The following is a 20,001-nucleotide window of genomic DNA, read 5'->3' on the forward strand; positions in this document are numbered from 1 at the left end:
GCTTCGGGGTGGGGGTCGCGGCCGGGGCCGGGCGGGGGTTCGTCACCGCCGGCTCGGTCGCGCCGACGCCGGAGCCTGAGCCGTCCGGGACCTCGTGCGTTCCCTTCAGGTAGTACGTGAACCAGGACCGCACCGTGCGCAGGTACTCCCCGGAGTTGTTGTAGGAGAGCACCGCCCGGTCCAGGTCCGCGCCCACCCGCAGGTCACGGTTGCCCGCGCAGAGGTAGCGGCCGGCGGCGAGCGCCGCGTCGTGGACGTTGTTCGGGTTGCGCCGGCCGTCGCCGTCGGCGTCCTGGCCCCATGCCGCCCACGTCGACGGGATGAACTGCATGGGCCCGACCGCCCGGTCGTACCGTGCGTCGCCGTCGTGCGCGCCGCCGTCGGTGTCGGAGATGTTCGCGAAGCCGTTCCCGTCGAGCACGGGCCCCAGGATCGGCCGCAGCGTGGTGCCGGCGGGGTCCACCCGGCCGCCGCGGGCATGACCCGACTCGACCTTCCCGATGGCCGCGAGGAGTTCCCGGCGCAGCCCGCATCCGGGGTCGGTCCGCGCCACCTCGGCCTCGGCCAACCGGTACGCGGCGAGCACGCTCGCCGGGATTCCCCGCACGCCCTCGCCGTCGCCGAGGGCGACGGGTTCGGTGCGCGGGACCTCGGTCGTGGGTGCAGGCCGCGGGGAAGCGGTCGGGGCGTCCTGCGCCGGCAGGAGGAGCGCGGGCGGCTCCGGGCTGATCAGGGGCGGCAGTTCGGTGTAGTAGCTGGAGTCGCCGCCCGCGTCGTTCGGTGTGGCGGTTCCCCCGGGGCGCGTGGTGGTCGCGTCGGCCGCGCTCACCCGGTCCTCGCTCCCGACGGCCGGGCCCTGCGAGGCGCTCACGGCGGCGATCACCAGCGCGGAGATCACGGCGGCGGCCGCGCCCTTGCGCGGCCCGCGTCCGAACCGGGCCGATATTCGAGACGGCATGAGCCGACCCCCCTCCCCCTCGACGTGCGCGTGACCCTACGTCAACCGGCTGCACAAGACACCTACCAGTGCGCCGAATTCACCACTTCCCCACGACCCTGCGCAGGTCACGCATACTGTGCGGACCGTTCCGCGCGCATTGACCGAAGTAAAGAACCGAAGCCGGGACGCCTCCCGGGCAGGTCCGGGAGGTCATCGAGGACCAGGAGAGGCGCCATGCCGTTCACCCTCAGCCATGCGGCTGCCGTCCTTCCGGCCGTCCGCCGGACCGGCCGGGCGCGGGGGCCGCTCGTCGCCTGCGCCCTGGTCCTCGGCTCGTTCGCGCCCGACACCTTCTACTTCCTGGACGCGATCGTCGGCGGCGTCATGCGGTACGGGGACTTCACGCACTCGATCCCGGGGGTGTTGACGGCCGACGCCGTCCTCACCGCCGCGCTGGCGGCGTGCTGGCTGTTGCTGCGCGAACCGTTGGTCGCGCTGCTGCCTCGGGCCTGGCGGGGGCGCGTGTACACCTTCGTGCGGGGCGAGCACTGGGGGCGGGGCCGTCGACTGCCCTCGCTCGCACCGTGGTTCTACCTGTCGGCGGTCCTCGGGTCCCTCACCCACGTGGTGTGGGACAGCTTCACGCACCTGGACCGGTGGGGCACGAACGCGCTGCCGTCGCTCGGCGAGCCCCTCGCCTTCGGGCTGCCGCTCTACTCGTATCTCCAGTACGGCACTTCGGCGTTCGCCGCGTGCGCGCTGCTGTGGTTCACGGTGACGGCGCTGCGCCGGCTGCCGCTCTCCCCCGTTCCGCCGTCGGTGCCGGTGCTCGGCCGGTCGGAGGTCTGGGGTGCGCTCGCCCTCGTCGTGGGGTGCGTGGCCGTCGGGGTGACGATGCGGGTGATCCGCTATTTCACGTTCTTCGACCGGATCCGTACGCCGCTCGACATCATCCCGACCGTCTGCTTCGGCGCGGGCGGCGGTCTGATCGTGGCGCTGCTGCTGTACGGGGCCCTGGTGCGGCTGCGCCGGCGGGGCGACCGGCACTCCGACGAGGACGAGGACGCGCGAACGCCCGCCCCCGTGGCGTGACGGGAACGGGCGGTCGCGGTGGCCGTGCGCGGGGTCAGTGCGCGGCGGACTCCCAGTCGGGGCCGACGCCCACGGACACGTCGAGCGGGGCTCGGAGTTCGACGGCGGCGCCCATCTCGCGGCGCACCAGCTCCTCGACCTTCTTCCGCTCGCCGGGGGCGATCTCCAGGACGATTTCGTCGTGGACCTGGAGCAGCATCCGCGACGTCAGCCCGGCCTCGGTGATCGCCTTGTCGACGCGCAGCATCGCGACCTTGACGATGTCGGCGGCGGTTCCCTGGATGGGGGCGTTCAGCGCCATCCGCTCGGCGGCCTCGCGGCGCAGCCGGTTGTCGCTGTTGAGGTCGGGCAGGTAGCGGCGGCGGCCCAGCACCGTCTCGGTGTAGCCGGTGGCGCGTGCTTCCTCGACGACGCGCTGGAGGTAGTCGCGGACCCCGCCGAAGCGCTCGAAGAAGGTCTCCATGAGGCCGCGGGCCTCGCCGGGCTCGATGTTCAGCTGCTGGGAGAGCCCGAACGCGGAGAGCCCGTAGGCGAGTCCGTACGACATGGCCTTGATCTTGCGGCGCATCTCGGCGTCGACCTCGGAGCGTTCCACGCCGAACACCTGGGAGGCGACGGTGGTGTGGAGGTCCTCGCCGGTCGCGAACGCCTCGATGAGGCCCTCGTCCTCGGACAGGTGGGCCATGACGCGCAGTTCGATCTGGCTGTAGTCGGCCGTCATCAGCGACTCGTAGCCCTCGCCGACGACGAAGCCGCGGCGGATGGCGCGGCCCTCGTCGGTGCGCACCGGCACGTTCTGGAGGTTCGGGTCGGTGGAGGACAGTCGGCCGGTCGCGGCGACGGTCTGGCTGAAGCTGGTGTGGACGCGGCCGTCGGCGGCGATGGACTTGACCAGGCCTTCGACGGTGACGCGGAGCTTGGCCTGTTCCCGGTGCCGCAGCATGATCACGGGGAGTTCGTGGTCGGTCTGGCCGGCGAGCCAGGCCAGGGCGTCCGCGTCGGTGGTGTAGCCGGTCTTGGTCTTCTTCGTCTTGGGCAGGTCCAGTTCGCCGAAGAAGACTTCCTGGAGCTGCTTGGGCGAGCCGAGGTTGAACTCGTGGCCGACGGCGGCGTGCGCTTCCTTGACGGCCTGTTGCACGGCGCCCGCGAACTGCTGCTCCATGCCCTCCAGGTGGTCCCGGTCGGCGGCGATGCCGGCGCGTTCCAGGCGGGCCAGGAGTTCGGAGGTGGGCAGCTCCATGTCGTGGAGCAGTTCGACGGCGCCCACCTCGGCCAGCTTCGTCGTGAAGGCGTCGCCCAGGTCGAGGACCGCGCGGGCCTGCGCCATCAGCGCCTCGGCCTCGGCGGTGTCGTCGGCGCCGAAGGCCAGCTGGCCGTCGGCGGCGGCGGGTGCCAGCTCGCGGTGCAGGTACTCCATGGACAGCACGTCCAGTGCGAAGGACCGGCGGCCGGGCTTGACCAGGTACGCGGCGAGCGCGGTGTCCATGGTCACACCGGCGAGGGTCCAGCCGTGCTCGGGGAAGACCCGCATCAGGCCCTTGGCGTTGTGCACCACCTTGGGCTTGGCGGCGTCCGCGGCCCAGGCCGCGAAGGCCCGCTCGTCGCTCTCGTCGAGCGAGGACGGCTCGAACCAGGCGGCGGCGCCGCCCGCCGAGGCCAGCCCGATCTCGGCGACGTCGCCCTGGCCGAGCGCCCAGGTGTCGACGGTGGCGACTCCGAGCGGTCCGCCCGCGTGGGTCTCCAGCCAGGGCGCCAGCTCGCCGGTGCCCAGTACGGACGCGTCCAGCTCCACGGCGGCGACGGGGGCCGGCGGCTCCTCCTCGGCCGCGCCCGGGTCCACGGCGAGCAGTCGCTCGCGCAGCGAGGCGTTGCGGATCTCCAGTACGTCCAGCACGCCGGTGACGGCGGACCGGTCGTAGGCGGTGCGGCCCAGCTCGGCGGGGGTCTGGGGAAGCTCGACGTCCTTGACCATCTCGGTCAGGACCCGGTTGAGCTTGACGGCGTCGAGGTGGTCGCGGAAGTTCTGTCCGGCCTTGCCCTTGACCTCGTCGGCGCGTTCCACGAGTTCCGCGAACGAGCCGAACTGGGTGATCCACTTGGCGGCGGTCTTCTCGCCGACGCCGGGGATGCCCGGGAGGTTGTCCGACGGGTCTCCGCGCAGCGCCGCGAAGTCGGGGTACTGCTGCGGGGTGAGGCCGTACTTCTCCTCGACCTTCTCCGGGGTGAAGCGGGTCAGCTCGGAGACGCCCTTGGTCGGGTAGAGGACGGTGGTGTGTTCGGAGACGAGTTGGAAGGAGTCCCGGTCCCCGGTGACGATCAGCACGTCGAAGCCGAGGGCCTCCGCCTGCGTCGCCAGGGTCGCGATCACGTCGTCGGCCTCGAAGCCGTCGACCGCGAAGCGCGGCACCTTCATCGCGTCGAGGAGCTCGCCGATCAGCTCGACCTGCCCCTTGAACTCGTCGGGGGTCTTGGAGCGGTTCGCCTTGTACTCGGGGAACTCCGTCGAGCGCCACGTCTTGCGGGACACGTCGAACGCCACCGCGAAGTGCGTGGGCGCCTCGTCGCGCAGCGTGTTCGCCAGCATCGACGCGAAGCCGTAGATGGCGTTGGTCGGCTGGCCGGTCGCGGTGGTGAAGTTCTCCGCGGGCAGCGCGAAGAACGCCCGGTACGCCAGGGAGTGCCCGTCCATGAGCATCAGGCGGGGGCGGTCCGCTGCGGTCGTCTGGTCGGTCTTCTTCGATGCTGAATCTGCCACGCCCCCGATCCTAGGCGTCCGCTCCGACAATTCCGGCCGGGCCGGTGTCGCCCGCCCCCGCAGCGGGCGGGGCGGGGCGGTCGCACCGTCGGCGGGCGGGCGCGGGCGTGACAGGATCGGAGGATTACTCGGATGGACGCAGCGGCGCCGCTGCGATGCTCGAAGGGGAGCGACATGGCCACCAAGCCGCCCGCAGGTGATCCCGTACAGGACTCGCCCCGGATCGCGCCCCCGGGGCGTGCCGCCGCCGGGCTGCCGGCCATCGGGCACACGCTGCGGATCGCCCAGCAGCAGATGGGCCTGGCCCGGACCGCGCGGACCCTCCTCAAGGTCAACCAGAAGGACGGCTTCGACTGCCCGGGCTGCGCCTGGCCCGAGGGCGACAAGCGGCACACCGCGGAGTTCTGCGAGAACGGCGCGAAGGCCGTCGCGGAGGAGGCCACGCTGCGCCGGGTCACGCCCGAGTTCTTCGCGGCGCACCCGCTCGCCGACCTGGAGGGGCGCTCCGGCTACTGGCTGGGGCAGCAGGGGCGGATCACGGAGCCGATGCTGCTGCCCGAGGGCGGCGACCGGTACGAGCCGGTGAGCTGGGAGCGGGCGTTCGCGATCATCGCGGAGGAGTTGACGGCGCTCGGCTCCCCCGACGAGGCCCTCTTCTACACCTCGGGGCGCACGAGCAACGAGGCGGCGTTCCTCTTCCAGCTCTTCGCCCGCGAGTTCGGCACCAACAACCTGCCGGACTGCTCCAACATGTGCCACGAGTCCTCGGGCTCGGCGCTGAACGAGACCATCGGGATCGGCAAGGGCAGCGTCTCCCTGGAGGATCTCCACCAGGCCGAGTTGATCATCGTGGCCGGGCAGAACCCGGGTACCAACCACCCGCGCATGCTCTCCGCCCTGGAGCGGGCCAAGTCCGCGGGCGCGAAGATCATCTCGGTGAATCCGCTGCCCGAGGCCGGCATGGAGCGGTTCAAGAACCCGCAGACCCCCCTCGGCATGCTTCGCGGCACCGCCCTCAACGACCTGTTCCTCCAGATCCGCATCGGCGGCGACCAGGCCCTCTTCCGGCTCCTCAACAAGCTCGTCATCGAGACCGACGGCGCCACCGACGAGGAGTTCATCCGCGAGCACACCCACGGGTACGAGGACCTCGCGGCGGCGGCCGCGAAGACCGACTGGGACGAGACCCTCACCGCCACCGGCCTCACCCGCCCGGAGATCGAGAGCGCCCTGGCCATGGTCCTGGCCTCGAAGCGGACGATCGTCTGCTGGGCCATGGGCCTCACCCAGCACAAGCACTCCGTCGCCACCATCCGCGAGGTCGTCAACCTCCTCCTGCTCCGCGGCGACATCGGCCGGCCCGGCGCCGGCGTCTGCCCCGTCCGCGGCCACTCCAACGTCCAGGGCGACCGCACCATGGGCATCTTCGAGCGGCCCGCGCCGGCCTTCCTCGACGCCCTCGACCGGGAGTTCGGGATCACCTCGCCCCGCCGGCACGGCTTCGACGTGGTCCGCTCCATCGAGGCGCTGCGCGACGGCGAGGCCAAGGTCCTCTTCGCCATGGGCGGCAACTTCGTCGGCGCCACCCCGGACACCGCCGTCACCGAGGCCGCGATCCGCCGTGCCTCCCTGACCGTCCACGTCTCCACCAAGCTCAACCGCTCCCACGCGGTCACCGGCCGGCGCGCCCTGATCCTGCCCACGCTCGGCCGCACCGACAAGGACGTCCAGGCGGCGGGCAGGCAGTTCGTCACCGTCGAGGACTCCATGGGCATGGTCCACGCCTCCCGGGGCAACCTCGCCCCCGCCTCCCCGCACCTGCTCTCCGAGCCCGCCATCGTGGCCCGTCTGGCCCGCGCGGTCCTCGGCGCGGCCTCGGCCACCCCGTGGGAGGAGTTCGAGCGGGACTACGGGACCATCCGCGACCGGATCTCCCGCGTGGTCCCCGGCTTCGAGGACTTCAACGCGCGCGCCGCCCGCCCCGAGGGGTTCCGGCTGCCGCACGCCCCGCGCGACGAGCGCCGCTTCCCCACGAAGACCGGCAAGGCGAACTTCACGGCCGCGCCCGTGGAGTACCCCCGCGTCCCCGAGGGGCGACTGCTGCTCCAGACCCTGCGCTCGCACGACCAGTACAACACCACCATCTACGGCCTCGACGACCGCTACCGGGGCATCACCGGAGGCCGTCGCGTCGTCATGGTCAACCCGCTCGACGCGGCCGAGCTGGGCCTCGTCGACGGCGCGTACACCGACATCGTCGGCGAGTGGAGGGACGGCGTGGAGCGGCGCGCCCCCGGCTTCCGGATCGTCCACTACCCGACGGCGCGCGGGTGCGCCGCCGCCTACTACCCCGAGACCAACGTGCTGGTCCCCCTCGACTCCACCGCGGACACCAGCAACACCCCCGCGAGCAAGTCCGTCGTCGTGCGCTTCGAACCGGCCTGATAGAACGACTCCAGGACAAGATGGTTAACGAACGTTGACACACGAACGGAGCCGGCCCATGGGCGAGCAGCACGCTGTGAAGTTCCCGCAGGAGGTCCTCGACGAGTACACGGCCATGGGCATCGACCTGCCCTCGCTGTTCTCGGCGGGCCACCTCGGCGAACGCATGGACATCCGCATCCTGGAGGCCTCGGCCGACAAGGTGGTCGCCACCATGCCCGTCGAGGGCAACACCCAGCCCTACGGACTCCTGCACGGCGGCGCCTCCGCCGTCCTCGCCGAGACCCTCGGCTCGATCGGCGCGATGATGCACGGCGGCATCAACAAGGTCGCCGTCGGCGTCGACCTGAACTGCACCCACCACCGGGGCGTGCGCTCCGGGCTGGTCACCGGCGTCGCCACGCCCGTCCACAAGGGCCGCTCCACCACCACGTTCGAGATCGTCATCACCGACGACCAGGACAAGCGCGTCTGCACCGCCCGCCTCACCTGCCTCCTGCGCGACACGGACTCGTAACAGCGTTTCCGTCACCGGCCGTTGTGCGCTTCCCGGCGCCGGTCTAGCGTTCCCGCATGGGATCCGGACCGGCGCCGTCGCGCGTCACGGCCGCCTGGGCGACGACGACGCTCCTGGCCGCCGTCCTCCTCGGCTGCGGCGGCGGGGTCGGGCCGTCCGCCGACGCCCCGACCCCCGCCGGCACCCCGCCCCAACGGCTCTGCGCCGACCTGATCACGCACTGGGCCGGGGTGATCCTCGACGCCGCCGACGGCACGGACGCCGTCGGCCTCGACTACCAGGCCATGGGGCTGTCCGGCGACCAGTACGAGATCCTGCGCGCCGTCCTCGACGGGGCCCGCGCCGTACGGCGGGACGAAGGCGCGCCGGCGGCCCGCGCGTTCGGCGCCCGCGAGGCGGTGCGGCGCTGCGCGGAGCGATACCGCTCCGGCACCCCGACCGACGGGCCGTGGCGATGAGCGGCGGCATCGGTCCGGTCGAGCCCGGCGAGGGCACCGCGGGCCGTGAGAGCCACGAGGGTCCGGACATCGGACGCCCCGCGCCCGCCGCCGCCCGGTGGGCCCGCGCCCGTTACGCGCGCCACCGGCGGGCCGTCCTGGTCCTGGGCGGGCTGACCTGCGCGGCCGTGCTGGCCGCGGGCGCCGTCCGGTTGTACGCGGACCGGCCGCGGCCCGTGCCGTACGTCCCTCCGGCGCCGTCGCAGGTGGTCTCCCTGAGCTATCTCGAACCCGTGGAACCTCCCCCCGCGGACGCGGCCTTCGCGTTCACTGTCCGTGTGCGGAACGCCTCCGCAGGCCCCGTCGCGGTGGAGGGCATCGACCAGCCGTCCCGGGCACTGAGGGTGATGATCCGGCCACCGCTGCCGGTCACGGTGGGTGCGGGGGAAGCGCGCGAGGTCGTCGTCCGCATTCTGGCGACCGACTGCGTGCATGTGGCACGGAATTCCGGACTCCCTTTTCTGGAAGTGACCCTCAGTAATGGATTCCGGAAAGAGCGGCACAGTTACATCCCGGGTGACCGATATGCCAGGGATCTCTCCGTCGCCCTGACCAGGGCCTGTCCCGAAGATCGAGACATGACGGACACCCCGCCGTCATGAGCAAAACCCGCCAGACGCCTGGAAAGTCAGTACTTAAACCTGCCCATGCTCCTGCCGCATCTCAGCATGCGGACAAGACGAACCGGCCGGAATTCCCCCGTTCCACCCGCAGAGATCCGCTATGTATTACGCCGTGGCATAACAAGAGAGTCACATCATTGGCCTCAGCCCTCCATAACGTCCGAAGTCCCGCTTAGAGTCACGGCCAGTCACCGCGACCACCGGATTCCTTTCAGTTCGGTTCCCCGCGTTCGACACGGTGCGTCCCACGGGGGACGCAGTGCCAGGAAAGGACTGATCGTGCGTCAGCGTTCTCTCATTGCCGTGACCGCCGCGCTCGCCGCGGGCGCCCTCACCCTCACCGCCTGTGGCTCCCGCGACGACAAGGGTGGTGACACCGCCGGCGGCGCCACCGCCACGGTCGTCATCGGCGTCGACGCCCCGCTCACCGGTGACCTCTCGGCCCTCGGCCTCGGCATCCGCAACTCCGTCGACCTCGCGGTGCGCCAGGCCAACGAGAAGAAGACCGTCCCCGGCGTCACCTTCAAGATCGAGGCGCTGGACGACCAGGCGCAGGCCTCTTCCGGCCAGCAGAACGCCACCAAGCTCACCGCCAACAAGGACGTCGTCGGCGTCGTCGGCCCGCTGAACTCCTCGGTCTCCGAGTCGATGCAGAAGGTCTTCGACGACGCGAAGCTCGTCCAGATCTCCCCGGCCAACACGAGCCCCTCCCTCTCGCAGGGACCCAAGTGGGCCACCGGCGAGAAGACCCGCACCTACAAGAGCTACTTCCGCACCGCCACCACGGACGCCATCCAGGGCCCGTTCGCGGCGCAGTACCTCTTCAACAAGGCGGGCAAGAAGAAGGTCTTCATCATCGATGACAAGAAGACCTACGGTGCCGGCCTCGCCGGAACCTTCAAGGGCGAGTTCACCAAGCTCGGCGGCGCCGTCGCCGGCGAGGGCCACATCGACCCCGAGTCCAAGGACTTCTCGGCCGTCGTGACCCAGGTCAAGAGCTCCGGCGCCGACGTCGTCTACTACGGCGGCGAGTACCCGGCGGCCGGCCCGCTCAGCAAGCAGATCAAGGCCTCCGGCGCCAACATCCCGCTCGTCGGCGGTGACGGCATCTACGACAAGAAGTACGTCGAGCTCGCCGGCGCCGGCGCCGTGGGCGACTTCGCCACCTCGGTCGGCGCGCCGGTCGAGAGCCTGCCCTCCGCCAAGGAGTTCATCGCCAACTACACCAAGGCCGGCTTCAAGGAGCCCTTCGCCGCCTACGGCGGTTACTCCTACGACTCCGCCTGGGCGATCATCGAGGGCGTCAAGGCCGCCGTCGCCGCCAACGACGGCAAGCTCCCCACCGACGCCCGCGCCAAGGTCCTCGAAGCCGTCCAGAAGGTCTCCTTCGACGGCGTGACCGGCAAGGTCTCCTTCGACGAGTTCGGTGACGCGACCAACAAGCAGCTCACCGTCTACAAGGTCGAGGGCGCCGACTGGAAGTCCGTCGAGTCCGGCACCTTCGGCGGCTGATCCCACCCGCCGGCCTCTGATCACCAGCCTGCCGGCACACCATCTCTGCCGCGCGGGGCGCGCACCATAGCGCCCCGCGCGGTGTCACATCCGTCGAAAGACTCGGAGGACCTGCGGTGCACGAACTGCCGCAACAGCTGGTCAACGGCCTGCTACTGGGATCCATGTACGGGCTCGTCGCCATCGGCTACACGATGGTCTATGGCATTGTCCAGCTCATCAACTTCGCCCACGGCGAGATCTTCATGACCGGTGGGTTCGGAGCCCTCACGGTCTGGCTGATGCTCCCCACCGGCACCACCATGTGGGTCGCACTGCCCCTCATGCTCATAGGCGCGGTCTTCGTGGCCACCACCATCGCCGTCGCGGCGGAACGCTTCGCGTACCGCCCCCTGCGCAGCGCACCCCGCCTCGCACCCCTCATCACCGCCATCGGCCTCTCCATCGCCCTCCAGCAGGCGGTATGGGCCTGGTTCCCCGGTGCAACGAGCTCCCTGGTCTTCCCCGAGATCCCCGGCGGCCCCTTCCACCTCGGCAGCATCACCATTCAGACCGGTGACGTCTTCCTCATGATCGCCGCCCCCGTGTCCATGGCCTTCCTCGGCTTCTTCGTCAAGAAGACCCGCACCGGCCGCGGCATGCAGGCGACCGCCCAGGACCCCGACACCGCCAAGCTCATGGGCATCAACACGGACCGGATCATCACCACCGCGTTCGCCCTCGGAGCCGTCTTCGCCGCCGTCGGTGCAGTCGCCTACGGCCTCAAGTACGGCGAAGTCCAGTTCAAGATGGGCTTCCTGCTCGGCCTCAAGGCCTTCACCGCGGCCGTCCTCGGCGGCATCGGCAACATCTACGGCGCCATGGTCGGCGGTCTCGTCCTCGGCCTCGCCGAAACCCTGACCACCGCCTACGTCGCCGACATCCCCGGCTTCGAACAGCTCGGCGGCCAGTCCTGGGGTAACACCTGGGCGTTCGTACTTCTCATCCTCGTGCTCCTCTTCCGGCCTCAAGGCCTGCTGGGCCAGCGCGTGGCGGACAGGGTGTGACAACCATGACGACCATCACCGCGGAAACCGCGACGACGACCACCGCACCGCAGAACAAGGGCTTCATCCCCCTCTCCGAGAAGACGGGCCGCGCCCTCGCCACCGCCGGCGGCGCCCTCACCGTCGTCTCCGCCTTCCTCGCCTGGACCTGGACCGCCGCCTTCCCCGGAGACCTCACCGTCTACGGCTACCCCGGCGGCATGCAGTGGCTCGTCCTCATCGGCGGCGCCCTCACCACGCTCTTCGCCCTCGCCTCCTACGGGGTCAAGGGCCTGGGTTGGATCGCCCCCGCAGGCACCGACGCGGCCATCAAGCTCGCCGCCCTCGCCGCCTTCGTCACCACCTGGTACACCGCCATCGCGATCGTGGTCGAGCTCGGCGCACTCGTCGACCTCGAACCCGGCGCGGGCGTCGCCGCCCTCGCCAGCCTCGCCGCGGTCATCGGCGCCTTCGCGCTCCCCTTCGAGCGCCCCACGCTCGAAGGCCCCGACCCGGACGACGGCGACTGGGACAAGTTCAAGCACAACGCCGGAAACCGCTGGACGACCTTCAAGGCCGCCTTCGTCTCCGGTCCGATCAAGCCGGCCCGCGTGCTCCCCGCCTGGGTGGAGATCCTCCTCATCGCCGCCGTCCTCGGCCTCGCCCTCACGGTGTTCACGTACGGCATCACCACCCCGTACCAGGAACTCTTCGTCGGCTTCCTGATCACGGCCGGATTCGGCGCCGCCGCGATCAACAAGGCGGGCCTCATGGCCCGTCTGAGCACCCTCACCGCCCGGCACCGCAACGTCGCCCTCGTCGGCGCCTTCGCCGCCGCGGCCGCCTTCCCCCTCACCCAGACCGACGACCAGTACGCGAACCTCGGCGTCAACATCCTGATCTTCGCCACCGTCGCACTCGGCCTGAACATCGTGGTCGGCCTCACCGGCCTCCTCGACCTGGGATACGTCGCCTTCCTCGGTGTCGGTGCCTACACCGCCGCCCTGGTCTCCGGCTCGCCCAACTCCCCCTTCGGAGTGCACTTCCCCTTCTGGGCCGCACTCCTCGCCGGCGCCGTCGCATCGATGATCTTCGGTGTCCTCATCGGCGCCCCCACGCTGCGCCTGCGCGGCGACTACCTCGCCATCGTCACCCTCGGCTTCGGTGAGATCTTCCGCATCTCCATGAACAACCTCGACGGTGTCTCCGGCCCCGACATCACCAACGGGCCCAACGGCATCGCCAACATCCCGAACATCAACATCTTCGGGTTCGACTTCGGCGCGGCACACACCATCGCCGGATTCACCATCGGCAGGTTCGCGAACTACTTCCTGCTGATGCTGCTCATCACCCTGATCGTGGTCCTGGTCTTCCGCCGCAGCGCCGAATCCCGCATCGGCCGCGCCTGGGTCGCCATCCGCGAGGACGAGACCGCCGCCGAGGCCATGGGCATCAACGGCTTCCGCGTCAAGCTCATCGCCTTCGCCCTCGGCGCCACCCTCGCCGGCCTCGCCGGCGCCGTCCAGGCCCACGTCCAGTACACGGTCACGCCCGACCAGTACACCTTCGCCAACGCCGTGCCCCCGAACTCCGCGTTCCTGCTCGCCGCGGTAGTCCTCGGCGGCATGGGCACCATCTCCGGACCCCTCGTCGGCGGATCGCTGCTCTTCCTGATCCCCAACAAGCTCCAGTTCCTGGGCGAGTACCAGCTCCTCGTCTTCGGTGTCGCACTCATCGTCCTGATGCGCCTGCGCCCCGAGGGCCTCATCCCCAACAAGCGCAACCAGCTCGAACTCCACGACTCGCTCGAAGCGCCCACAGTCCTCGGTAAGGCAGGGGTCTGACCCATGACGACCACCACCACCGACACCCCCGACACCCCCGCCGTCACCACGGCGGAGACCGTCCTCGACGCACGCGGCGTCACGATGCGCTTCGGCGGCCTCACCGCCGTCAAGAACGTCGACCTGACCGTCCGCAGCGGCGAGATCGTCGGACTCATCGGCCCCAACGGCGCCGGCAAGACCACCTTCTTCAACTGCCTCACCGGCCTCTACATCCCCACCGAGGGTGAAGTCCGGTACAAGGGCACGGTCCTGCCCCCCAAGTCGTTCAAGGTCACCGCGGCCGGTGTCGCACGCACCTTCCAGAACATCCGTCTCTTCAACAACATGACGGTCCTGGAGAACGTCCTCGTCGGACGCCACACCCGCACCAAGGTGGGCCTCTGGTCCGCCCTGCTGCGCCTCCCGAGCTTCGGCCGGGAGGAAGCGGCCAGCCGCGACAAGGCGATGGAGCTCCTCACGTTCATCGGCCTGGAGCACAAGGCCGACCACCTCGCGCGGAACCTGCCCTACGGCGAGCAGCGCAAGCTGGAGATCGCCCGCGCGCTCGCCAGCGACCCCGGTCTCATCCTCCTGGACGAGCCCACCGCCGGCATGAACCCGCAGGAGACCCGGACCACCGAGGAACTCATCTTCGCGATCCGGGACATGGGCATCGCCGTCCTCGTCATCGAGCACGACATGCGCTTCATCTTCAACCTCTGCGACCGCGTGGCCTGTCTCGTCCAGGGCGAGAAGCTCATCGAGGGCACCGCCACCGAGGTCCAGAGCGACGAGCGCGTCATCGCCGCCTACCTCGGCGAACCCTTCGAAGGCGCCCCCGGCGCCGAGGAAGTCGCGGAGGTCGAGGCCGCCGAGGCGCACAGCACCACCAGCACGGACGGAGAAGACCGGTGACCGCACTCCTGGAGGTCGAGGACCTCCGCGTCGCCTACGGCAAGATCGAAGCCGTCAAGGGCATCTCGTTCAGCGTCGACGCCGGCCAGATCGTCACCCTCATCGGCACCAACGGCGCGGGCAAGACCACCACCCTGCGCACGCTGTCGGGCCTGATCAAACCGCGCGGCGGCCAGATCAAGTTCCAGGGCAAGTCGCTCAAGAAGATCCCCGCGCACGACATCGTCGCGCTCGGGCTCGCCCACTCCCCCGAGGGGCGGCACATCTTCCCGCGCATGACCATCGAGGACAACCTCCTGCTCGGCGCCTTCCTCCGCAAGGACAAGGAAGGCATCCAGCAGGACGTCCAGCGCGCTTACGACCTCTTCCCCATCCTGGGCGAACGTCGCAAGCAGGCCGCCGGCACCCTCTCGGGCGGCGAGCAGCAGATGCTCGCCATGGGCCGCGCGCTCATGTCCCGCCCGAAGCTGCTCATGCTCGACGAGCCCTCCATGGGACTCTCCCCGATCATGATGCAGAAGATCATGGCCACCATCGCCGAGCTCAAGTCACAGGGCACCACCATCCTGCTCGTCGAGCAGAACGCCCAGGCGGCGCTCTCCCTCGCCGACAAGGGCCACGTGATGGAGATCGGCAAGGTCGTCCTCTCCGGACCCGGCCGTGAACTGCTCGTCAACGAGGACGTCCGCAAGGCGTACCTCGGCGAGGACTGATCCCCGCACCACACGCGTGAGGCCCGCCACCGGATCCCGGTGGCGGGCCTCACGCGTACCCGGGCCGTCAGCCCTTCGCGGCGTTCTTCTTCTCCTCGGCGTCCTCGATGACCGCCTCGGCGACCTGCTGCATCGACATGCGGCGGTCCATGGAGGTCTTCTGGATCCACCGGAACGCGGCCGGCTCCGTCAGCCCGTACTGGGTCTGCAGGATGCTCTTCGCCCGGTCCACCAGCTTGCGGGTCTCCAGCCGCAGCGAGAGGTCCGCGACCTCCTTCTCCAGCGCCCGCAGCTCCGCGAAGCGCGACACGGCCATCTCGATGGCCGGCACCACGTCGCTCTTGCTGAACGGCTTCACCAGGTACGCCATGGCGCCCGCGTCACGGGCCCGCTCGACCAGGTCGCGCTGCGAGAACGCGGTCAGCATCAGGACCGGGGCGATGGACTCCTCGGCGATCTTCTCGGCCGCGGAGATCCCGTCGAGGACGGGCATCTTCACGTCGAGGATCACCAGGTCGGGGCGGTGCTCGCGGGCCAGATCCACGGCGGTCTGGCCGTCGCCGGCCTCGCCGACGACGGCGTACCCCTCCTCTTCGAGCATCTCCTTGAGGTCGAGACGGATGAGCGCCTCGTCCTCGGCGATGACGACGCGCGTCGTCAGCGGCGGAACGTGCGACTGGTCGGCGTCGGGCGTGGGCGTCGACTCGTGCTCGGCGGTCACGGAGGGCTCCTCGTTGCGGGGCATAACAAGCTCCCCCGAGCCTACCTAGCTGCGGTATCTTTGCGGCACGGAGGGTCTTCTGTATCCTCTGTTTCGAAGGGGCCCCGGTAGCCCAGTGGTAGAGGCGATGGATTCAAAACCCATTCAGCGTCGGTTCGAATCCGACTCGGGGCACTCTCCTTCATTTTGAAGGTCGCGAGCCGATTTGATCGATCTTCACTCGTCACGGTGAACGAACCTTCGAGTCTCGACGAAGCCGACGAAGCCGGTCGAAGCTCGCACATGCGGAGCACAACCCTTCGATACGTGAACACGCCCTCGTCTTCCTTCGACGGGGCGAAACCAACCGATCCGTGGCAGAGCGGCTCGGAATTCCCCGCGGCACCGTCGGTTGGTGGCGGCACGAGGACCGTGAACGCCGCGGTGAGACGTACGTTGCCCCGACCGACTGCCCGATCCGTACGGGTCGCCAGTTCGATCTTCCCGCCTATGCCTACCTGCTCGGCCTCTACCTCGGCGACGGCCACATCATCTCCGTGCCGAAGCGGTACGAGTACCCGCGGTACTTCTTCACCAACACCTCGGACGACATCCGGCGTCTGTGTACCGACACGATGACCCGGGTCGGTGTCCGGTGGACGGTCCTGGCCCGGGGCGGTGATCCGTTCAACGTGTCCGTGGCTCGGAAGGAGTCGGTCGCGCTGATGGACGCGCACATCGGGCCGAAGCACTGGCGATGACCGCGTCGGGCGGGCCCGACGCGGTGCGGTGCGTGCGTGGTGTGGTGCGGTGCGTGCGTGGTGCGGTGGCCTGGTCCGGGGCCGGGTCAGCGGACGGGGTCGCCGATGTGGTGGACGCGGACGAGGTTGGTGGAGCCGGTGACGCCGGGGGGCGAGCCGGCGGTGATGACGACGATGTCGCCGGGAACGCAGCGTCCGATGCGCAGGAGTTCCTCCTCGACCTGGGCGACCATGGCGTCGGTGGAGTCGACGTGGGGGCCGAGGAAGGTCTCGACGCCCCAGGTGAGGTTGAGTTGGGAACGGGTGGCGGAGTCGGGCGTGAAGGCGAGGAGGGGGATGGGCGAGCGGTAGCGGGAGAGCCTGCGGACGGTGTCGCCGCTCTGGGTGAAGGCGACGAGGAACTTGGCGCCGAGGAAGTCGCCCATTTCGGCGGCTGCGCGGGCCACGGCTCCGCCCTGGGTGCGGGGCTTGTTGCGGTCGGTGAGGGGCGGGAGGCCCTTATCGAGGATGTCCTCTTCGGCGGCTTCGACGATGCGGGCCATGGTGGCGACGGTTTCGATGGGGTACTTGCCCACGCTGGTCTCGCCGGAGAGCATGACCGCGTCGGTGCCGTCGATGACGGCGTTGGCGACGTCGGAGGCCTCGGCGCGGGTGGGGCGGGAGTTCTCGATCATCGAGTCGAGCATCTGGGTGGCGACGATGACGGGCTTGGCGTTGCGCTTGGCGAGCTTGACGGCGCGCTTTTGGACGATGGGGACTTGTTCGAGGGGCATTTCGACGCCGAGGTCGCCGCGGGCGACCATGATGCCGTCGAAGGCGGCGACGATGTCGTCGATGTTCTCGACGGCCTGGGGCTTCTCGATCTTGGCGATGACGGGGAGGCGGCGGCCTTCCTCGTCCATGATGCGGTGGACGTCGTCGATGTCGCGGCCGCTGCGGACGAAGGAGAGGGCGATGACGTCGGCGCCGGTGCGCAGGGCCCAGCGGAGGTCTTCGATGTCCTTCTCGGAGAGGGCGGGGACGGAGACGGCGACGCCGGGGAGGTTGAGTCCCTTGTGGTCGGAGACCATGCCGCCTTCGATGACGAGGGTGCGGACGCGGGGCCCGTCGACGTCGATGACCTGGAGGGTGACGCGTCCGTCGTCGACGAGGATGCGTTCGCCGATGGAGACGTCGGCCGCGAGGCCCTTGTAGGTGGTGCCGCAGGTGTGTCGGTCGCCCTCGTGGTCTTCGACGGTGATGGTGAACTCGTCGCCGCGTTCAAGGAGTACGGGGCCTTCGAGGAAGCGGCCGAGACGGATCTTCGGGCCTTGAAGGTCGGCGAGGACGCCGACGCTGCGGCCGGTCTCGTCGGACGCCTTGCGCACGCGGTGGTAGCGCTCCTCGTGTTCGGCGTAGGTGCCGTGGCTGAGGTTGAGGCGGGCGATGTCCATTCCGACTTCGACCAGGGCTTTGATCTGGTCGTATGAGTCGGTGGCGGGGCCCAGGGTACATACGATTTTTGCTCGACGCATGAGTCGAGCGTATGCCCCTACCAGGCAGTAGGAAATTGGTTCCGGGTGTCCACTCAACAACCTTTGGGCGAAAGCTTGTTGACATTACTTGAATGTGCGTGGGGGCGCTCTGATGAGCACCCCCGAAGCGCCGTTCGTGGGGGTCTGCACGGGGGTCGGGGCGGGCGCCCCTCCCCCGGCGGGTGCGCGTCGTTCAGAGTTGCGGCGGGGTCATGGTGAAGCGGGCGTTGACCTGGGCGTACACGGTCTGGCGCTGGGGTTCGAGGTCCAGCGGCGGGGCGGTGGCGTCCTCGGCGGCGCTGAAGGCCATGGTGCGCATGCCGCCGCCGGCCTGCGGGTAGGGCGAGGCGTTCTCGGCTCCGAGGTCGGCGAGTTCGACGAGGGCGGAGAGGTTGGCGCCGAGGGCCTCGGCGTATTCGCGGGCGCGCTGGACGGCTTCGAGCACGGCTTGGCGGCGGGCCTGGCCGTGGGCGGGCGAGGTGGGGCGCAGGGCCCACCAGGGGCCGTCGACGCTGGTGAGTTCGAGGTCGGCGAGTCGGGTGGTGAGTTCGCCGAGGGTGGTGAAGTCGTTGAGTTCGGCCGTGATGGTGACGCGCCCGTGGTAGGCGCGGATGCGTTCGCCGCGGCCGTGGCGGGTCAGTTCGGGGGTGATGGAGAAGGTGCCGGTTTCGAGTTTCTCGACGGGGTCGCCGTAGCCCTTGATGAGGTCGAGGACGGCGGTGTTGCGGCGGGTGAGGTCTTCGAGTGCGGACCGGCGGTCGGTGCCGCGGGCGCTGACGGTGATGCCGATGCGGGCGATCTCGGGGTCGACTTCGATGCGGGCTTCGCCGCAGACGGCGACGCGGGGCACCTCGGGGGTTCCGTACGGCTGGGGTGTGGCCTCGTGAGTCATGGTTTCACTGTCGCACTGTCGCCCGAAGTGTGGCGGAAGGCCGGGGCCCCTTTCGGCCCCGGCCCGGCAGGATCCGTACAGGGATCAGGGGGCGGTCCATTTCTGGTTGGGGGTTCCGCCGCAGGTCCAGATCTGGAGGCGGGTTCCGTTGGCGGGGTTGTTGCCCGTGACGTCGAGGCACTTGTTCGCCTGCGGGTTGACGATGTCGCGGGCGGCGGGGAGGGCCCAGCGTTGGGCGGGGGTGCCGTTGCAGTCGTAGAGCTGGACGGGGGCGCCGTCGGCGGTGGAGCCGGCGGTCACGTCGAGGCATTTGCCGAGGGCGCGCAGGGTGCCGTCGGCGGCGACGGTCCATTGTTGTGCGGGGGTGCCGTTGCAGTCGTGGAGTTGGACCGGGGTGCCGTTGGCGGGGTTGGCGCCCGCCACGTCGACGCATTTGCCGGCGAGGCCGGTGACGGGGCCGGTGCGGCCGGTTCCGCTGTCGGAGGTGGTGACGCGGACGTGGTCGACGACGAGTTGCTGCGGGAAGGCGGTGCCGGCGTCGGGGTCGCCGGGCCAGTAGCCGCCGACGGCGAGGTTGAGGATGAGGAAGAAGGGCTTGTTGAAGGCCCAGGCGCGGCCGCCGAGGTCGGCGGGGGTGCGGCGTTGGTAGACGGTGCCGTCGACGGACCAGGTGACGGAGTCGGGGGCCCAGTCGACGGCGAAGGTGTGGAAGGCGTCGGCGAAGGCCTGGCCGCCGGGGAGGGTGTAGGCGGCGCCGATGCCGCCGGAGCCGGAGTAGCCGGGTCCGTGGAGGGTGCCGTGGATGGTGGAGGGTTCGAAGCCGACGTTCTCCATGACGTCGATCTCGCCGGAGGCGGGCCAGCCGACTTGGCCGATGTCGTTGCCGAGCATCCAGAAGGCGGGCCACATGCCTTGGCCGCGCGGGACCTTGAGTCGGGCTTCGACGTGTCCGTACGTCTGGGTGAAGCGGCCGGCGGTGTTGAGGCGGGCGGAGGTGTACTCGCAGCGTCCGTACCAGCAGGAGTGGTTGGCGGGGTTCTCGCGGCGGGCGGTGATGACGAGGTGGCCTTGGCCGTCGAGGGCGGCGTTGGCGTTGCCGGCGGTGTAGTACTGCCGTTCGTGGTTGTTGACGTTGTCGCCGGTCTCGGTCTGCCATTTGGCCGGGTCGGGGGCGGTTCCGGCGGGACCGTCGAAGGTGTCGGAGAATCCGGCGGCCGCGGCGGTGACCGCGGCGGGTGCGGCGGATGCGGGTGCGGGGGCGGGGGGCGGGG

17 protein-coding genes and 1 tRNA gene are annotated in these 20,001 nt (G+C 70.1%); 12 read left to right on the forward strand and 6 right to left on the reverse strand.

Features of this window, described 5'->3' with window-relative positions; genetic code table 11:
* Positions 1–946, reverse strand: a 946-nt coding sequence (locus ADK55_RS34740; protein WP_199826709.1) for a lytic murein transglycosylase, incomplete at its 3' end; no start/stop codon positions are given.
* A 228-nt stretch (positions 947–1,174) separates the two neighbouring features.
* On the opposite strand from ADK55_RS34740, the gene ADK55_RS34745 reads away from it, so the two are divergent.
* Entirely contained in the window at positions 1,175–2,032 is an 858-nt protein-coding gene (locus ADK55_RS34745; RefSeq protein ID WP_053684879.1) for a DUF4184 family protein, read from the forward strand.
* Positions 2,033–2,066: 34 nt separating this feature from the next.
* Here the strand turns inward: ADK55_RS34745 and polA are convergent, their stop codons facing one another.
* Complete coding sequence (gene polA / locus ADK55_RS34750) at positions 2,067–4,787, reverse strand: DNA polymerase I (protein WP_053684881.1); 2,721 nt, start codon at positions 4,785–4,787, stop codon at positions 2,067–2,069.
* Between the two features lie 174 nt (positions 4,788–4,961).
* Here polA and ADK55_RS34755 point away from each other — a divergent pair, with 174 nt between their 5' ends.
* The 9 genes from ADK55_RS34755 (at position 4,962) to ADK55_RS34795 (ending at position 14,863) form a co-directional block, all read left to right on the forward strand.
* Positions 4,962–7,232 (forward strand): FdhF/YdeP family oxidoreductase, encoded by a 2,271-nt coding sequence (locus tag ADK55_RS34755; RefSeq protein ID WP_053684907.1) that lies wholly within the window; start codon positions 4,962–4,964, stop codon positions 7,230–7,232.
* A gap of 58 nt (positions 7,233–7,290) precedes the next feature.
* A complete protein-coding gene (locus ADK55_RS34760) occupies positions 7,291–7,749 on the forward strand; it encodes a PaaI family thioesterase (RefSeq protein ID WP_053684883.1) in 459 nt (152 codons plus the stop codon).
* Positions 7,750–7,805: 56 nt separating this feature from the next.
* Positions 7,806–8,207: a hypothetical protein gene (locus ADK55_RS34765; protein WP_053684885.1), complete on the forward strand. Its 402-nt coding sequence runs from the start codon at positions 7,806–7,808 to the stop codon at positions 8,205–8,207.
* The gene (locus ADK55_RS34770) at positions 8,198–8,848 is read left to right on the forward strand and encodes a hypothetical protein (RefSeq protein WP_053684887.1); all 651 of its coding nucleotides are present in this window, start codon (positions 8,198–8,200) and stop codon (positions 8,846–8,848) included. The genes ADK55_RS34765 and ADK55_RS34770 overlap by 10 nt, the downstream gene beginning before the upstream one ends.
* A 300-nt stretch (positions 8,849–9,148) precedes the next feature.
* On the forward strand, positions 9,149–10,381 hold the full coding sequence (locus tag ADK55_RS34775; RefSeq protein ID WP_053684889.1) for a branched-chain amino acid ABC transporter substrate-binding protein: 1,233 nt from the start codon (positions 9,149–9,151) through the stop codon (positions 10,379–10,381).
* A 116-nt stretch (positions 10,382–10,497) separates the two neighbouring features.
* A complete protein-coding gene (locus ADK55_RS34780; protein WP_053684891.1) occupies positions 10,498–11,427 on the forward strand; it encodes a branched-chain amino acid ABC transporter permease in 930 nt (309 codons plus the stop codon).
* 5 nt (positions 11,428–11,432) lie between these two features.
* Positions 11,433–13,253 carry a branched-chain amino acid ABC transporter permease gene (locus tag ADK55_RS34785; RefSeq protein WP_371591349.1) on the forward strand — a complete coding sequence of 607 codons (1,821 nt, stop codon included), beginning with the start codon at positions 11,433–11,435 and terminating at the stop codon, positions 13,251–13,253.
* 3 nt (positions 13,254–13,256) lie between these two features.
* Positions 13,257–14,150 carry an ABC transporter ATP-binding protein gene (locus ADK55_RS34790; RefSeq protein ID WP_053684895.1) on the forward strand — a complete coding sequence of 298 codons (894 nt, stop codon included), beginning with the start codon at positions 13,257–13,259 and terminating at the stop codon, positions 14,148–14,150.
* Entirely contained in the window at positions 14,147–14,863 is a 717-nt protein-coding gene (locus tag ADK55_RS34795; RefSeq protein ID WP_053684897.1) for an ABC transporter ATP-binding protein, read from the forward strand. The genes ADK55_RS34790 and ADK55_RS34795 overlap by 4 nt, the downstream gene beginning before the upstream one ends.
* Positions 14,864–14,930: 67 nt before the next feature.
* Here the strand turns inward: ADK55_RS34795 and ADK55_RS34800 are convergent, their stop codons facing one another.
* Positions 14,931–15,608 carry an ANTAR domain-containing response regulator gene (locus ADK55_RS34800; protein ID WP_053684899.1) on the reverse strand — a complete coding sequence of 226 codons (678 nt, stop codon included), beginning with the start codon at positions 15,606–15,608 and terminating at the stop codon, positions 14,931–14,933.
* A 77-nt stretch (positions 15,609–15,685) separates the two neighbouring features.
* Here ADK55_RS34800 and ADK55_RS34805 point away from each other — a divergent pair.
* Positions 15,686–15,758 (forward strand) — tRNA-Leu (locus ADK55_RS34805).
* Positions 15,759–15,937: 179 nt separating this feature from the next.
* Complete coding sequence (locus ADK55_RS35650; protein ID WP_420713729.1) at positions 15,938–16,324, forward strand: hypothetical protein; 387 nt, start codon at positions 15,938–15,940, stop codon at positions 16,322–16,324.
* Between the two features lie 86 nt (positions 16,325–16,410).
* On the opposite strand, the gene pyk is transcribed toward ADK55_RS35650, so the two are convergent.
* The 3 genes from pyk to ADK55_RS34825 form a co-directional block, all read right to left on the reverse strand.
* Positions 16,411–17,838 carry a pyruvate kinase gene (pyk, locus tag ADK55_RS34815; RefSeq protein WP_053684901.1) on the reverse strand — a complete coding sequence of 476 codons (1,428 nt, stop codon included), beginning with the start codon at positions 17,836–17,838 and terminating at the stop codon, positions 16,411–16,413.
* Positions 17,839–18,031: 193 nt separating this feature from the next.
* Positions 18,032–18,730: an SIMPL domain-containing protein gene (locus ADK55_RS34820; RefSeq protein WP_053684903.1), complete on the reverse strand. Its 699-nt coding sequence runs from the start codon at positions 18,728–18,730 to the stop codon at positions 18,032–18,034.
* Positions 18,731–18,814: 84 nt separating this feature from the next.
* On the reverse strand, positions 18,815–20,001 hold a 1,187-nt coding region (locus tag ADK55_RS34825), incomplete at its 5' end, for a glycoside hydrolase family 16 protein (RefSeq protein ID WP_053684905.1).

It is taken from the genome of Streptomyces sp. WM4235, assembly GCF_001279725.1.
Classification (GTDB): Bacteria; Actinomycetota; Actinomycetes; order Streptomycetales; family Streptomycetaceae; genus Streptomyces.

Excerpts from the sequence above, each read along its gene's own strand:
- ADK55_RS34745 (WP_053684879.1), top strand. The coding sequence starts at position 1,175 with ATGCCGTTCACCCTCAGCCATGCGGCTGCCGTCCTTCCGGCCGTCCGC.
- ADK55_RS34755 (WP_053684907.1), top strand. The coding sequence starts at position 4,962 with ATGGCCACCAAGCCGCCCGCAGGTGATCCCGTACAGGACTCGCCCCGG.
- ADK55_RS34760 (WP_053684883.1), top strand. The coding sequence starts at position 7,291 with ATGGGCGAGCAGCACGCTGTGAAGTTCCCGCAGGAGGTCCTCGACGAG.
- ADK55_RS34765 (WP_053684885.1), top strand. The coding sequence starts at position 7,806 with ATGGGATCCGGACCGGCGCCGTCGCGCGTCACGGCCGCCTGGGCGACG.
- ADK55_RS34785 (WP_371591349.1), top strand. The coding sequence starts at position 11,433 with ATGACGACCATCACCGCGGAAACCGCGACGACGACCACCGCACCGCAG.
- ADK55_RS34790 (WP_053684895.1), top strand. The coding sequence starts at position 13,257 with ATGACGACCACCACCACCGACACCCCCGACACCCCCGCCGTCACCACG.
- ADK55_RS34800 (WP_053684899.1), bottom strand. The coding sequence starts at position 15,608 with ATGCCCCGCAACGAGGAGCCCTCCGTGACCGCCGAGCACGAGTCGACG.
- pyk (WP_053684901.1), bottom strand. The coding sequence starts at position 17,838 with ATGCGTCGAGCAAAAATCGTATGTACCCTGGGCCCCGCCACCGACTCA.
- ADK55_RS34820 (WP_053684903.1), bottom strand. The coding sequence starts at position 18,730 with ATGACTCACGAGGCCACACCCCAGCCGTACGGAACCCCCGAGGTGCCC.